At 31.9% G+C, this 15,122-nt stretch carries 13 protein-coding genes; 2 read left to right on the top strand and 11 right to left on the bottom strand.

Annotated elements, in window-relative coordinates; all coding sequences use genetic code 11:
* Nucleotides 1-2: 2 nt before the first annotated feature.
* The 5 genes from Q1A73_RS01930 to Q1A73_RS01910 all read right to left on the bottom strand — a co-directional run bounded on the left by Q1A73_RS01930 (nt 3) and on the right by Q1A73_RS01910 (nt 4,921).
* Entirely contained in the window at nt 3-869 is an 867-nt protein-coding gene (locus Q1A73_RS01930) for an alpha/beta hydrolase (protein WP_299600939.1), read from the bottom strand.
* Nucleotides 870-871: 2 nt separating this feature from the next.
* Nucleotides 872-2,446 (bottom strand): class I adenylate-forming enzyme family protein, encoded by a 1,575-nt coding sequence (locus Q1A73_RS01925; RefSeq protein ID WP_299600936.1) that lies wholly within the window; start codon nt 2,444-2,446, stop codon nt 872-874.
* 161 nt (nt 2,447-2,607) lie between these two features.
* Nucleotides 2,608-2,880, bottom strand: coding sequence for a hypothetical protein (locus tag Q1A73_RS01920; protein WP_299600933.1), 273 nt, complete (start codon nt 2,878-2,880; stop codon nt 2,608-2,610).
* A gap of 6 nt (nt 2,881-2,886) precedes the next feature.
* On the bottom strand, nt 2,887-4,197 hold the full coding sequence (gene lysA, locus Q1A73_RS01915) for a diaminopimelate decarboxylase (protein WP_299602582.1): 1,311 nt from the start codon (nt 4,195-4,197) through the stop codon (nt 2,887-2,889).
* Nucleotides 4,198-4,375: 178 nt separating this feature from the next.
* Nucleotides 4,376-4,921: a nuclear transport factor 2 family protein gene (locus tag Q1A73_RS01910; RefSeq protein ID WP_299600930.1), complete on the bottom strand. Its 546-nt coding sequence runs from the start codon at nt 4,919-4,921 to the stop codon at nt 4,376-4,378.
* Between the two features lie 238 nt (nt 4,922-5,159).
* Here Q1A73_RS01910 and Q1A73_RS01905 point away from each other — a divergent pair, with 238 nt between their 5' ends.
* On the top strand, nt 5,160-5,810 hold the full coding sequence (locus tag Q1A73_RS01905; RefSeq protein WP_299600927.1) for a Crp/Fnr family transcriptional regulator: 651 nt from the start codon (nt 5,160-5,162) through the stop codon (nt 5,808-5,810).
* Nucleotides 5,811-5,875: 65 nt separating this feature from the next.
* Here Q1A73_RS01905 and Q1A73_RS01900 read toward each other — a convergent pair whose 3' ends face one another.
* The 4 genes from Q1A73_RS01900 to Q1A73_RS01885 all read right to left on the bottom strand — a co-directional run bounded on the left by Q1A73_RS01900 (nt 5,876) and on the right by Q1A73_RS01885 (nt 10,064).
* Complete coding sequence (locus Q1A73_RS01900; RefSeq protein WP_299600924.1) at nt 5,876-6,430, bottom strand: porin family protein; 555 nt, start codon at nt 6,428-6,430, stop codon at nt 5,876-5,878.
* 137 nt (nt 6,431-6,567) lie between these two features.
* Nucleotides 6,568-7,467: an exopolyphosphatase gene (locus tag Q1A73_RS01895; RefSeq protein WP_299600921.1), complete on the bottom strand. Its 900-nt coding sequence runs from the start codon at nt 7,465-7,467 to the stop codon at nt 6,568-6,570.
* 5 nt (nt 7,468-7,472) lie between these two features.
* On the bottom strand, nt 7,473-9,578 hold the full coding sequence (gene ppk1, locus Q1A73_RS01890) for a polyphosphate kinase 1 (protein ID WP_299600918.1): 2,106 nt from the start codon (nt 9,576-9,578) through the stop codon (nt 7,473-7,475).
* A complete protein-coding gene (locus Q1A73_RS01885; RefSeq protein ID WP_299600916.1) occupies nt 9,579-10,064 on the bottom strand; it encodes a histidine phosphatase family protein in 486 nt (161 codons plus the stop codon).
* 394 nt (nt 10,065-10,458) lie between these two features.
* Here Q1A73_RS01885 and Q1A73_RS01880 point away from each other — a divergent pair, with 394 nt between their 5' ends.
* On the top strand, nt 10,459-12,639 hold the full coding sequence (locus tag Q1A73_RS01880) for an OmpA family protein (protein ID WP_299600913.1): 2,181 nt from the start codon (nt 10,459-10,461) through the stop codon (nt 12,637-12,639).
* Nucleotides 12,640-12,694: 55 nt separating this feature from the next.
* On the opposite strand, the gene pdxH is transcribed toward Q1A73_RS01880, so the two are convergent.
* Both pdxH and Q1A73_RS01870 read right to left on the bottom strand, forming a co-directional pair.
* Complete coding sequence (gene pdxH / locus Q1A73_RS01875) at nt 12,695-13,345, bottom strand: pyridoxamine 5'-phosphate oxidase (protein WP_299600911.1); 651 nt, start codon at nt 13,343-13,345, stop codon at nt 12,695-12,697.
* Nucleotides 13,346-13,438: 93 nt separating this feature from the next.
* Nucleotides 13,439-15,067, bottom strand: a complete 1,629-nt coding sequence (locus tag Q1A73_RS01870; protein WP_299600908.1) for a S8/S53 family peptidase — start codon at nt 15,065-15,067, stop codon at nt 13,439-13,441.
* Nucleotides 15,068-15,122: the final 55 nt, after the last annotated feature.

Genomic DNA, 15,122 nt, shown 5'->3' with positions numbered 1-15,122 from the left:
GATTATAAAAATTGATTAATTAGAACAGCGATTTCTTCATGCTGTTCTTCTAAGTGTAGATGATGTCCTCCTGGCAACCAATGCAACTGTTTCTTTTTGAATCTTTGAAGTCTTTTATGAAACAATCCTTCGGCGAAGAGTCCTTGTTCTCCCAGTAATATTAATACTTCGGAGCTAATTTTGTCAATAAACAGCTGTGCTTGATGCTCTGTCATTTTATAGATTTCCGGTAAGGCTATACGAGCATCATATCGCCACCGATATCCATTAGATATTTTTTGCAAGGAGCGTTCTATCAAAGAAGCAGAAGATCGATATGAGATATTTCCAAAATTACTCTTCATCCTATCTTTAATAGCTTCTTCTTTTGTAGCAAATTGTGGAACATCAATTGAAGAAAACCCATACAATTTGGTTTTCTTAGCCATCTTTCGTTGTTTAATAGATTTTCTAAAATTGTCTACTACATTACTATCTTCCAAAACAAATGGGGCTCCAAGACCATCAACAAATATTAGTTTATCTACAAGCTCAGGCATCGCTCCAGCCATAATACTAGCGATACCTGTACCCATGGAATGAGCAAGAATTGAAATCTTTTTCAGTCCTAAAATATCGATGACACCAAGTAAGTCTTTTGCATAATCCCACAAGAAATATGAGCTATTTTCAGGTCTATGATCTGATAAGCCATGTCCAGCAATGTCAATGGCAATAAAATATTTATCCTTTGAAATTAATGGCGCGATACTATCAAAAGTATTCGCATTATCTAACCAACCATGAATTCCTAAAATCGGAGGGTTATTAGAATTACCCCAAGCTTTAGCTTTTAGCGCTAACCCTCCTAAGTCAAATGTTAATTCCATAATTAAATCACCGAAGAATTAATATGCTCTTCTTTTAAAAGCTGCAATGCTCTATTTTTTAATTCGATTACATTGAATTTGCCATTTGGTGTTTTAGGTATCGATTTAATAATTTTGAGATACTCTGGAACCTTATAAATCTCTAGGTCTTCTTTACATTGAATTAAGATATCATTTTCAGAAACAGGAGAACTTTCTTCCAACACGACAAAAGCAAAAAGTGCTTCTCCATAATCTTCATGAGGAACTCCAGTTACTACAGCCGAATGAACAGCTGAGATTGTATTTAGATAATCTTCAACTTCTTTTGGACTCACTTTAATCCCTCTAGAGTTGATCATGTGATCCATTCTGCCCTTAAAATAGAGGTATCCGTTCTCATCAATACAACAATAATCTCCAGTGTATAATATTCTTTCGCCAGGATATATTCCTGGTTTTAGTTTTTCTGATGTTTTCTCTGGTTTTTTCCAATAACCTTGCATTACGGTTGCTCCTCTTATTACCAATTGCCCTACGGTATTTGGTGTAAGAATTCTATTCCCTTTTTCATCTACAACCCATAACTCAGTATTAGGAATTGCAATTCCTACACTATTTGGTTTTGTATCAATCTCTTTAGGAGGCAAATACGTGCATCTTTTGCACTCGGTAAGTCCATACATAGAGAATATATCTGCCTTGATAAATAGTTTTTTGATCATCTGAATATTACTAGGCAACAACGCTGCTCCTGTATTTGTTACTGTTCTAACACTCGAAAGATCAAAGTTGTATTTCTTACTTTGTTCGTGTAATAGCATAATCATAGTAGGAACTGCAGGCAAAATAGTAGCCTTTTCTTTTTCTATAGTTTTTAATAAAAATATAGGCCAAGAAGATTCTTTCTCTAAAAGCAAGGTTGCTCCTTTAGAAATACACATGATCATCTGATATAGACCGTAATCAAAAGATAATGGTAGTGCACATAACACTTTGTCATGTTTTTGATAATTAAGATAACTATTTAAAGAATTTGTAGCGGCGATCATATTTTCATGTGATAGCATTACACCTTTAGGTTCTCCTGTAGAACCAGAAGTATATATAATGGCCGCTAGATCGATACTTATTAAACCTGAAGGCTTTAATGTCGAATGATGACTCTTTAACGTATCGGAATAATCCACGAACAAATCTTCTTTGAGTTGATCATCTCTATCCGCTACGATAACTTTTGTAAGTTTAGATTTCGCTATGATATTTTTGTGCAATAAAATGGTGTCTTTTGCTGAAATAAAAACTATAGCACCAGAATTATCAAGAATATATTCTAACTTGTTTGATTTCAATTCTGTTCCGACTGGAATAACAATAGCTCCAACTTTAAGAACTGCCCAGAATGAAATAACCGCTTCGATCGTATTTCCTAACTGTAGTACGATTCTATCTCCCCTTTTTACCCCAACACTTTGAAGATAAATTGCTAATGAATCTGATTGATGTTCTACATCAGAAAAAGTATATATGTTTTTCCCGACAACTACAGCTGCCTTGTTAGGAAACAGACGTACTGATTCTTCCAAGAAATTTTGCATTTTTGGTATCATTGTTTTGTAAGATTTGTGATGTTATATAAAGAAAGAAGATTAATCAAGGCTTCTAATATCTAATCATACTAAAAGCCTTAATTGTTCTTTATATATAAATAATTAATAATATAAGATAGTCTATGAAAAGGCGTTAATTGTATCTTCTTTTAAATAGCAGACACAGGTATTTTCATTTCATTCAATACATATTCAAATATTGATTTTAGCGTATTAAAATGCTTGGCTTCTATGGTATCTGCATTCACTTCAAACCCCTGAATATTATCTTCTAAAAAAGTCAGAAAAAACATAGATGACAATGAGTCTATACCTAGATCATTTTTAAGATGAGCATCCATAACAATTTGATCTTTTGTAATATTAGGTATACTATCTATAAGTCCATTTTTTATAGTATCTAAAATTATGTCTGTATTCATTTTTAGCTAGTTTAAAATTAATTCATCGTGATGCTGAACATCCACCATTATTTGTTTACTCATAATATCCGAAGTAGTATCGCTTTCTCTAATCAAATATGATTTATCTTGATACATGAGTACTTCTGAGGGAAAACCATGACTATGAAAAAGTCCTGGAGAAGAACTTGGGCCATATGCCCCAGAAAATGCTACCAAAAGAACATCTGAAACTTTTGCCTCTTTTAATTCCATATTTCTACCAATGATATCATCTGGGCTACACAAAGGTCCTGATACTTGATATACCTTATTTGTACTGTCCTTTGACGCTGAAATATTTTGCATTGGAAAATTTCTTTTCACGACACGTCCGGAACCTGCTGCTGCAGAATGGCAGTTCGTACCACCATCCGTAACTAAAAATGTTTTTCCATGATTTACTTTTATATTATTTACAGTAACAGCCAGATAGCCCGCTGTTCCCGCTATAAATCTTCCAGATTCCATAATAATGCGTGTATCTGGATATTTTTGATTGAATTTAGAAAATAACGGAACCATTAATGCCTTAAATTCTTCTATATCTAGTTCCTTCTGGTTATTAAAATACGGAACACCCATTCCTCCACCCACGTCAACCATAGTAAATTTGCAGTTATACATCTGCACAATTTTATCATATAATCCTAGGATGTATTTTGTGTTTTCGTATACTGAAGAAGCTTCTAAAATATTAGTTCCATTATACACGTGAATTCCTTTCAAATTTACATTTGGAGTGTTCAAATACTCTCGAAAGTTTTGTATGGCATGTTGTTCTTCAATTCCGAAGTGTGTAGGTCTTCCTCCCATTTTCCATGGTGATCCTTCGGCAGAAAAGTCTGGATTTATCCGAATAGCTACATTAGCTACTACTCCTAAATCTTTTGCAAAATTTGAAACCCTTTCCAATTCGATTTCAGATTCTACAACAATAGCAAATATATTTAATGATATTGCTCTTTTAAGCTCATAGTCTTTCTTACAAGGGCCTAAATAGATAATATCTTCTGGCGTAACACCTGCTTTTAGTGCTATTTCCATTTCGGTAATCGAGCACACCTCAGTACATGCTCCGTTATTTCTTAATAATCGAACAAGTGAAACATTCGGATTTACTTTTAATGCATAAAATACATCTACAAAGTTTGGTAACGCATTTATGAGATTTTTATAATTTTTCACTAATTGATCTCCATCATAAATATAAGATGGAGTACCATATTCTTTGGCAATAGATGTTATTGCTGAATTATTTATTTTCATGTGTGTGTGTTTATTGCTAGAATAGAAAATTCTTCTACTTTAATGAGCCCTATCGTTTTTAAGCGATTCTATTCTAAACAATTAAAGTTATGCAAGACTCTAGTAGAAATCGTATTAGTCTAGTCCTGCTCTAGTATTAGTTTGATATTATGAATTACAATTACTTCTATACAAAGCTTTGTAATTACAAATAGATTTAAGAAAATGACTATTTATCGGAATTAAACATATCATATTCTATAAGCCATTCTCCTTTTTCTTTTTTCCATAGAATTACATAAGACCCTTCGAATATGGGTTTATTTTCTGTATCTACATATCCTAACATATGACATCGTTGAAAAGCAACATCCATTCCTCCGAAAAACTGTAACTCATCCTGAAAAAATTCTACTTTATCTACAGATTTAACGCTTGTTGCAAATTCTTTTTCTATTTGTGATCTTCCAATTCTTGGTTTTACTCCTGGTTTCATAAATACAGCTCCAGAAGTAGTGTATTCTTCAGAGATACCTTTTGGATCTTTATTTCTCCACTTTGTTTCGAATCGTCGATCTGCGATATCAATAAGTTTTGCTTCTTTTAAAAGGTCCTTTTTGGTTACTGTTTCATCTCCAAAATAGCTTACTACAGATTCTTTGTATTCGATCTTAACTACTTCAGATATATCATTTTTTGCAAATGAATAGATTACTGTAGTCAATACTCCAAGTAGCATGAGAATAAATCCCCGTTTTAAATGAATTGAGTTCATGATTTTAAATGGTTTTAAGAGTTATTAATTGTGTTTTTATACAACTCGAAATTAGTATAGGGTCTGCTACTTTGGTATAAATTTTCTAACACTAATTCTACTTTATTTTAATTATGAATCCCTTAGAACGACATATTAACCTCAAAAGAAATATGTATTAATCACAATTAAATTCATTTTACGGTGTTAATATGACATAATTTTAACATTTGTTTAATTAAATAACCAACTTAATTCAATGTCACTTACATCATTAAACGCTTTGATCCCAAAGGATCAAAAACAATCTAATCATTATTGCAAGAAAGAAATCATTGTTCAGGGAACCTGTTTCTACAAAAAAATATTCCATGTAAAAAATGGGATTGTAAAAATCAGCAGCATCACTAAAAATGGAGAAGAAACTATCCCTTTATTACTAACTTCTGGTCAATATTTTGGTGCTAAACCTATGATTGATAGCTTTCCTTTTTATTATATCTGTGAAGCACAAAAGAACAATACAGAAATACAAGAGTTTGATATTATGATTTTACAAAATCTATTACATGATAAAATATCAGAGAATATTGGTTTTTTGAAAATCTTAGGAGATCAATACATAGAACTAGAAAGAAGAATTAAAACGCTGTATCTAAGAAATACGGAACAAAGAATTCTTAATGTATTGATGGAGTTTAAAGATAAGTTTGATCATAAATTAGATCATCAGGAGAATATTATTATTAATATGCCTTTAAATCAAGAAGAAATGTCTAATTACTTAAGAGTAACACGAGTAACCATTAATAAAATCATGAATAAACTAAAAAGTAAACTACTCATTAAATCGGATCAAAATACATTAACGCTGACCAAAAAATTCTTTGAGTATTACGGAACATTTTAATATTAATAAAAAAGCTCACCATGTAATTGGTGAGCTTCAAAATATTTTATTGGAAAGAGCTTATTTTATAACCTGTAACCTACTGATAATTGAATATTGCGACTCGTACCGTCTATATTTAGTCCAGCATCTTCGTCAAAAACATTTGCCAATCCTAAAGCATACCTAAGATCAACAAAAAAATTATCCGTGATATTAGCACCAACACCAATCACTCCAGCAAAATCAAAGGTGCCAAAATCTGTAGTGTCTGCTTGGTTATCTTCCCACTCCCATATTTTAATACCAGCTTGTGGTCCCAATTGAACATTAAAAACATCTGTTATGTTGTATTTTAATAAAATAGGTAGTTGTAAATAATTTACTCTAAGATCTCTATCTTTATTACCTTGTCCAGAATATTGAAGCTCTGGTTGTATTCTTAATTTGTTGGTTAACCTATAATCTGCAAGAAAACCAACTACTACTCCGATTCTACTTTGATCCAAATCACCAGTAATATTATCAGAACTTATAGAACTTAGATTAGCTCCAATTCTAATTCCATACTTCGATTCTTGGGCATTTATCGTAATACAAGTAATTAATAATACAAAAATTAAAAGTATTTTTTTATTCATAGCATAAGTATTTATTAATATTTGGTATATGTACAATTTATAACAAAAAAAGCAATTTTTAAATTAATGATGTTTTTTAATATAAAAAATAAGGCATAAAAATAGATAAAATACCAATAAACTTGTTGTTCTACACTTTATTTACCCTCTAATTTTTCACTATAAAGATATTTAATAATACCGTCAGAAAGCCCAATTTTAGGCACATATATTTCTTGAGCACCACTCCATTTCATTGCGGACAAATAAATTCTAGTTGCCGGAAGAATCACATCCGCTCTATCTTGATTAAGATTCAATTGCCAGATTCTTTCTTCATAAGACAATGACTTTAATAAATCATAATATGAACTTAAATACAAAAAGGAAAGGGGTTTTCCATTACTTTTTCCACTATTCTTAAAAATATTATTAATATTTCCTCCAGAACCTATAAGGGATAGCCGAGTGTATCCAGCAGTGATCTTTTTAATCCAATTCTCAACTTCGCTCCAAGTATCCTCAGAAACTACATTATTAAGTAATCTAACAGTTCCTAATTTAAAAGACCTGGAATCAATAGTCTTACCATTATGGTATAATGTAAATTCTGTACTTCCTCCTCCTACATCTACATAAAGATAGGTTGCATCAGAATTTACTAAATCATGGAGATCCGTCATAGCAATTATCGCAGCTTCATTAGAGCCATCGATAATATCAATATGGATTCCTGTATTTTCCTTAATAAGATCTACGACTTCTTTACCATTATTAGCTTCTCGCATGGCTGAAGTAGCACAAGCCTTATAACGCACAACTTTATGAGTTTTCATTAAAAGCTGATACGCTTGCATAGCATCTAACATCCTTCCAATATTTTCTTCCGAAATTTTTCCATTTAAAAAAACATCAGCTCCTAATCGAATAGGAACTCTTACAAGGCTAGTTTTTTTAAATCGTGTCTTTTTTCCTTCTTCTTCGTGGACACTACTAATCAACAATCTCACCGCATTAGAACCAATATCAATGGCTCCATATTTTTCTATAGTCAACAAAATATTTAATTTCCTAATTTTTTTAAATAATAGTCATAAGTGGCAATTTGGGATCTTACCTTTTCTTTATCATTTCGAATATACCTATTATCTTGATTTTCTGAAAGCTTTCTCCCTTTTACATTATCACTCCAACAGATATCAAAGGTATCAATTAATTCTTCTTTGATATCTTTATCATAAATAGGACAACTTATTTCGACCCTTCTGTCTAAGTTTCTTCTCATCCAATCTGCAGAAGAAATATATACCTTAGAATCTCCTCCATTTTCAAAAATCAATAGTCTAGGATGTTCTAGGAATTTATCCACAACACTGATAGCTTCGATATTTTCGCTCATTCCTTCGATTCCAGGTATCAAGCAACAAATACCTCTTACAATCAAATTGATTTTTACACCAGCTCTACTCGCTTCATAAAGTTTATCGATCATTCTATAATCGCTAAGACTATTCAATTTCAATCTAATTCCTGAAGGTTTACCTGCTTTACTGTTCTTAATCTCATTATCGATTAATTTCGTTAAAGCACTTCGTGTATAGTGCGGAGACACTAATAAATGTTTATATCTACTTACCTTATAATTAATATCAAAGAACTTAAATACCTTATTGGTTTCTTTCAGGATTGCCTCATTGGTAGTAAATAAGGTATAATCTGTATATATTTTTGCTGTGGACTCATTAAAGTTACCAGTACTTATAAAGCCATATCTTTTTAACTTTCCTTCTTCTTCTCTTTCTATTACACATGCTTTACAATGTACTTTTAGACCAGAAACTCCAAAAATTAGATTAACACCTTCTCGCTGCATTTGTTCTGCATATCTAATATTAGCTTGCTCATCAAATCGTGCTTGCAATTCTATTTGTACCGTTACATTTTTACCATTTTTTGCTGCATTGATGAGAGAACTGGCAATATGAGAAATCCTTGCCAATCTATAAATCGTGATTTTAATAGTCTTTACCTTTGGATCAATTGCGGCTTCGCGCAAAAACTTTACGGTATATGAAAAAGTATGATACGGTGTATACTGTAAAAAGTCCTTTTTTGCAATTTTATCGAGTAAGCTTCCCTGTAGACTTAGTCCAGGAATTGTAAGTGGTACCAATTTCTGATAGACAAGACTTTTCTTTCCTAAATCTGGAAAATTCATATAATCCCGACGGTTATGATATCTACCGCCAGGTATAATGCTATCGGTATTATCCACACCCATCTTTTCCATTAAGAAGTTGAGTGTATCCTTATCTATTGTTTTATCGTATACAAATCTTACAGGTTCTCCATCTCTTCTCGATTTTACACTACTCGAAATTTTCTCAATAAAACTCTTACTAAAATCATTATCAAAATCTAACTGCGCGTCTCTTGTAATTTTAATCATATGAGCAGAAGCACTGATATAATTAAAAATACTAAAGTTAATTTGCATACAATACCGTATCAAATCATCCAGAATTATGATATATTTTTTACCATCTTTTTCTGGAAGCACTACGAAACGGTCCATATTTTTAGGAATCTCTATAAGTGCATAGATTTTCTCTTTGGTTTTTTGTTGTAAGATTTTAGATATGGTACCTTCTTTCGGCACTGTATCCTTCAAAACCAATTTTACTGCTAAGTAAGCCACACTATCCTTAAGATGAGGAAACTTATCTAAATCATTTAAAATATAAGTTACTAAAGCAGGACTTACCTTGTCTACAAAATACCTACGTATAAAATTATCTTGCTCTGGAGTAACTTGATTTTCATTTATGATAAAGATGTTATGATCTTTTAATCTTTCACTAATCGTATTAATCGTTTTTAAACTTTCTGACTGCTGCTTAATTACTATTTTAGTTATTTGTTCTAAAAGTTCACTGGCAGTCATTCCTTTTAATACATTTTTACCATCAGTACCAGAGAGATCAATTCTTTTGATAGCAGCATATCTTACTTTGAAGAATTCATCCAAGTTATTTGAGAATATTCCGATAAAACGAAGTCTTTCTAACAATGGAACACTATCATCCGATGCTTCCTGTAATACTCTTGCATTAAATTGTAACCAGCTTAATTCTCTATTTATATATCTATTTACTTGATTTTCCTCCATTTATCGTAAATCTTTGGGAAATAAGGTTAGTATGTTTTTTCCTACGCTAATATCCGCCCAATTATCGATATCAAATTGAATACCCACCACACCTGCAGTCGGCAAATTATCTATCATTTGATCTCCATAAAGATTAGCAATTGAAGTAAAGGCATGATTATGACCAAAAATTACCAATGTATCAATGTGGTTCTCACAATTTTTTATCACTTCTATAACCTGATGGCCATTAAAGTCATAAAGCTTGGGTTCTAAATTAAAAATATCCTCATCAATATCTAGGTGGCCAAGAATAATCTCGGCTGTTGTTCTTGCTCTTACGGCATCACTGCTAATTACCCTGTCAATAGGTTTTATAATGCTTTTGAGCTGTTTACCTATTGATTCAGCATCTTTTAAACCTCTTTTATTCAATGGTCTTTTATGATCTTCCAAATCAAATTCCCAAGAAGATTTTGCATGTCTAATAATGTATAACGTTTTCATGATTGAATCAAAAAATTATATCCGCCTAAATTTACATATACGCAAGTTTAAGAATAAGCATTTACAATTCTACATATATTATCATAAAAATATTTTTTGTTAAAAAAAGTGGTAAACAAATTATAGGAAAAACTCGATTTATTCTGCTACTCTAAAATGATCTATTTGCGAAAAACTCCCTTAAAACAATGAAAATGAGCAGACTAATAAGCTGCATTTAATCGATAAAACCACATTTTATATCGAAAAGATCAGTTTTTACTTACATAATAAGTTGTTAAAATTTAACTTTACCTACGGTTTCCCCTTATAATGAAGATGTTTACCCTTAGTAATTAAACACAATTTAGTATCAAGTTTTAAGTTAAATATAACAGGGATTAAAAAAGGAAAAGTGGAAAAAATTGGACTTTCAAAAATACTAGACTTAAAATTACAATGCGCTTTTGCTGCTTTTGTAATATTAAACTGTTCAACAATTTTTGGGCAGGTAGAAGTTCCTTTAGAAAAAAGAACGGAATTTACTATTAAAGGAGATTTCAAATTCGTATCCAACACCATACTTGGTAAAGTTAGTAATGATGACGGAACGGATCCTTTCAACCCAAATAAGAGCTATAATAATGGTGGTCTGAACAATCAGTTCAGAATGGGATTTATTGATATTGATAATGACGATACTACCTTTAATTCTAGTAGTGCTGATCTAGATATTCCTTCTGGCTGTGCTTCTATTAAACACGTAGGTTTATATTGGACTGCATCTTACGCTGATAAAGAAAGAGCACATGATATTACTTCCATTAAAATAAAATACCCTGGAAGCAATGAATATACTAATTTGACTGGGGCTCAAATCATTCATGATTATTATAATGATGACAAGTCATTATTTAAACAATACTCTTGCTACAAGGATATAACTGATCAAGTAACAAGTTTACAAGATCCAATGGGTACTTATACTGTTGCTAATATTCCTGCGACTACATCAGAAGTAAATGATGATGAGACCTTAGGTAATGGCCTTGCTGGTGGTTGGACTATGGTTGTTATTTACGAAGATAACTCCAAGCCGAGAAAACGTTTTTACGTATATGATGGTTTTGTAAATATTGATTCTAAAGCAAAACCAGTAGAATTTTCATTCGATAATTTCCAAACTATTCCAGAAGGAGCTGTTCATGGTAAGATAGGAGTTATCTCTTATGAAGGTGATAAAGGCATCAGAGGTGATCGTTTTCAGGTTTTATCTAATGAAACTAATAAGTATAAAGGAATTACGGATAATACCAATCCTATGAACAATTTCTTTAATGCTAATATTACTGAGAATGGTCGAAATATTACATCCAGAGTTCCTGCTAGTCAAAATACTCTAGGATATGATGCTGACCTTTTTGAAATTAAAAATCCAAGAAACAGTATTATTGGTAATAATCAAACTAAATCGAGTTTCAGATTACTTACTGATAATGATGGGTATTCCGTTATGGCAGTTGCTTTTAGCGTAGAAATCTACGAACCTGCTATTCAGATCGTTAAAAGATCTAGATATACGGATGGTAGTTTTGTATTTCCTAATGATGTAATTGCACCTGATCAAGAAATTGTTTATAGTTTAACTATTCATAACGATGGAAACGATGACGCTAAGAACACGATTATAAAGGATATTCTTCCTGAGCACGTTGTCTTTTCTAAAGAATCTGTAGTTCTTCCTTCTAAAAGAATTAAAGTTTCTTATGATGAGCCTACACGGACACTAAGCTTTTCTGTACCTAATAAAATGGTAAAAATGGATAGCGAACCTTTTGAAATCAGATATGCAATACAGGTAAATAGTACTTGTGAGCTTTTGAATGAAACTGGAGAAGTTCTTGTGCAAGATCAACCAGTAATAGCTGAGTTCAATGGGTCTCTTAATGAAACTAAAAAATATACTAAAGGATATAACCACATTAATAAATGTAATCTTCCTGACTATTACCAAATAAAACTAGCAGTGGATATGAGCGGACTAAATTGTCCTAACTTTAACGCTAATTTTGCTGCAAGAACGAAGAATCTAGAGAAAAATATTGTAGAAGTTAATACTGCAAACAAATCTGAAAATACCGAAAGTACGGGTCTAAATGATAACGATATCGTAAACTCTAATCAAGATCCTTCATCTGAATTGACTTCGGATATGAAGCTTGATAAAACAATTAATGATCTTATTAAACTAAATGAAATTTATTTCGAGTTTGACAAATGGGATATTACAGAAAAGGCAGAAGTAGAGCTAAATAAGGTGGTAAAATTAATGAAAGAGGATTATCCCAGTATGATCATTAAAATTGAAACTCATTCTGATAGTAGAGGAAATCACGATTATAACTTAGATTTATCTCAGAAAAGAGCAGAATCCATTTATAAATACCTAGTTGATCAGGAAATTTCCAAAAACAGAATACTTTCTTATCAAGGTTTTGGTGAGACAAGACCTGTAAACGACTGTCTTGATGGACAAGATTGTGAAGAAGAAGAGTATCGTAAAAACAGAAGATCGAATTTTGTTATTATGGACTAACACCCTAACAAAATTACGCTGCAACAAAATACCGTTTTTCTTGATTATTTATGTTTTAAGGAGATAATCTTTCGATTTTCCACTCGTCATTGTTATCCTCAGATTCAAAACGTATTCTATCATGTAAACGATTTGGTCTACCCTGCCAGAACTCAAAAGAAAATGGTTTGATACAGTAACCACCCCAAAAGTCTGGTTTTGGGATGATTGTGTCTTTATATTTTTCTTCTAAAGCTGCTAGCGTTTTTTCCAAAACTTCTCTATTTGAAATCACATCGCTTTGTGCAGAAGCCCAAGCTCCAAGTTGGCTGCCGCGAGGCCTAGATTGAAAATATTCATTGCTTTTCTCATTCGATATTTTAGCAACTTCTCCTTTAATTATAACCTGTCTTTCCAGATTAGGCCAAAAAAATGAGATACAAACCTTATTATTAGCTGCAATAGCTTTTCCTTTTTCGGATTCATAGTTTGTATAAAACACAAAACCTTTTTCATCATAGTGCTTTAACAAAACTATTCTTGCTTTCGGAAAACCGTCTAATCCATTGGTGGTAATGGTCATTGCATTAGCTTCTTCTACTCCTCCAGCCTCTTCAACTTCTTTAAACCAAGTAGAAAACAATACAAAGGGAGACTTCTCTAGTGTGTCTTCCTCTAAAGTTTTCTTATCGTATGATTTTCTATAATCTGTAAGATCTCTATTCATTTAACAGTATTCGCAATAATTAATACTGTAAAAGTAAAACAATTTGATTTTAAAAATGCATGAGAAATTTATAAATAAACACTAAATAATTAGTTACCTTTTTAACAATGTTGTGTGATATAAAGAATTTATTCCATCTATTTGATAGCGCACTATATATAATCCATTAGCAAGATTTGAAATGTTTATAGATGTTACATTATTTTCTAATTTTTCCACCATTTGCCCAGTATTGGTATAAATAGACGCAGATGTTATTTTTACATTATTAGGTAATTCAAATGTAATAATATCTCTCGCAGGGTTTGGATACAAGAAAATTCCATCATTAGGCTGACTAGTCACTTCATCTATAGAAAGCGTTTGATCATTCATTAAAGCCTGTAAACTTTTAAATAAATTCAATCTTCCACCAGTCGTTGTAATATCCTGTATTGAAGTATTTGGATCTACATTATCCAAAATATAACCTCTTACCCTTCTAGCTGCTTCTTCAGGATCAGAAATAGCTAATTCTGCAAAAGAAGTATTTGGTGCAGAATATAGTAAAGCTATAGCACCTGTTACGTGTGGAGTTGCACCAGAAGTACCTCCAAATCCTCCATAACCACTTCCAGAAGTGATCGTAAACGCGTTTTCTCCATGAGCACCTAAATCGATCGTAGTTTTACCATAACCTGCAAACTGTACTTTCTCATCATTCTGATTCATATTAGTTACAGTTATTAAAAAATCACTTGGACAAGCTGTTGGCAAATCTCCTACTACATCAATATCTTGATCATCATTAATAGTTGCGCCGGCATTTAATATCCCATTTTCACCTAGTGTATCATATAATTCACACCACAGTGGAGCATCTGCTGGTTGGCCAAAGTCCACTCCCCAAGATGCATTAGTAGCTACAACAAAAGCACCTTTGGCTCCATTAGTTTCATTGTATAATTTTCTGTTATCCAATGCATAAGAGTATGCTCTAATCACCTCTTCTTCTACTCCTGTTCCTCCATCAATAGCCATTACCTTTACATCCCAATTCACACCAGCTACTCCAATACCATTATTCCCTTTTGCACCAATTATACCACTGACTGGAGTTCCATGTCCTAAATCTCCAACATTATCGTCATTAGTTGCTGTATTCCATCCTTTTACATCATCAATATATCCATTACCATCATCATCAATACCATTGTCTGCAATTTCCTGTGTATTCATCCAAATATTATCTTTCATATCTGGATGATCAAACTGAATTCCATCATCAATGACTGCTACTACAATTTCATGTCCATTAGCAGTAGTTCCACCAGTAGTTATATCCCAAGCTTCTTCTGCATCTATATCCTTATCGTTTGCTTGAAAATATTGCCATTGCCTATCAAATTCAGCATCATTAGGAGTAGTAGCTCTTTTAGTAATAATATGATTGACCTGAACTATTTGAGTGTTTCTATTTTTTGAAACATTATTTAAAATAGTTTTCATAGGTGTTTTATTTTCATCAAAACTAAACTTCCAAATGTTTAATGATTTAGACACCAAAACAGGATTACTCAACTGACTACTAGACCTTTTAAAATCCTGAACAAACTTTTTACCAGAGTATTCTTCGTTTAACTTAACAAGAATTTCTCCTGGAACGTATTTAGCTGTTTGCGCTTTAATCGTAAAGGTTGAATAAAAAAATAGGCAACAAATTAAGATGATATTGGTTTTCATAAATTAGATTTTTTTGAGATTTGTTCATACGATCACACAAAACTGCAGATCTATT

The organism is uncultured Aquimarina sp., from assembly GCF_947492115.1.
Taxonomy (GTDB): Bacteria; Bacteroidota; Bacteroidia; order Flavobacteriales; family Flavobacteriaceae; genus Aquimarina.
The sequence above is the reverse complement of the archived record's forward strand: the minus strand, read 5'-3'. Positions and strand labels throughout refer to the sequence as shown.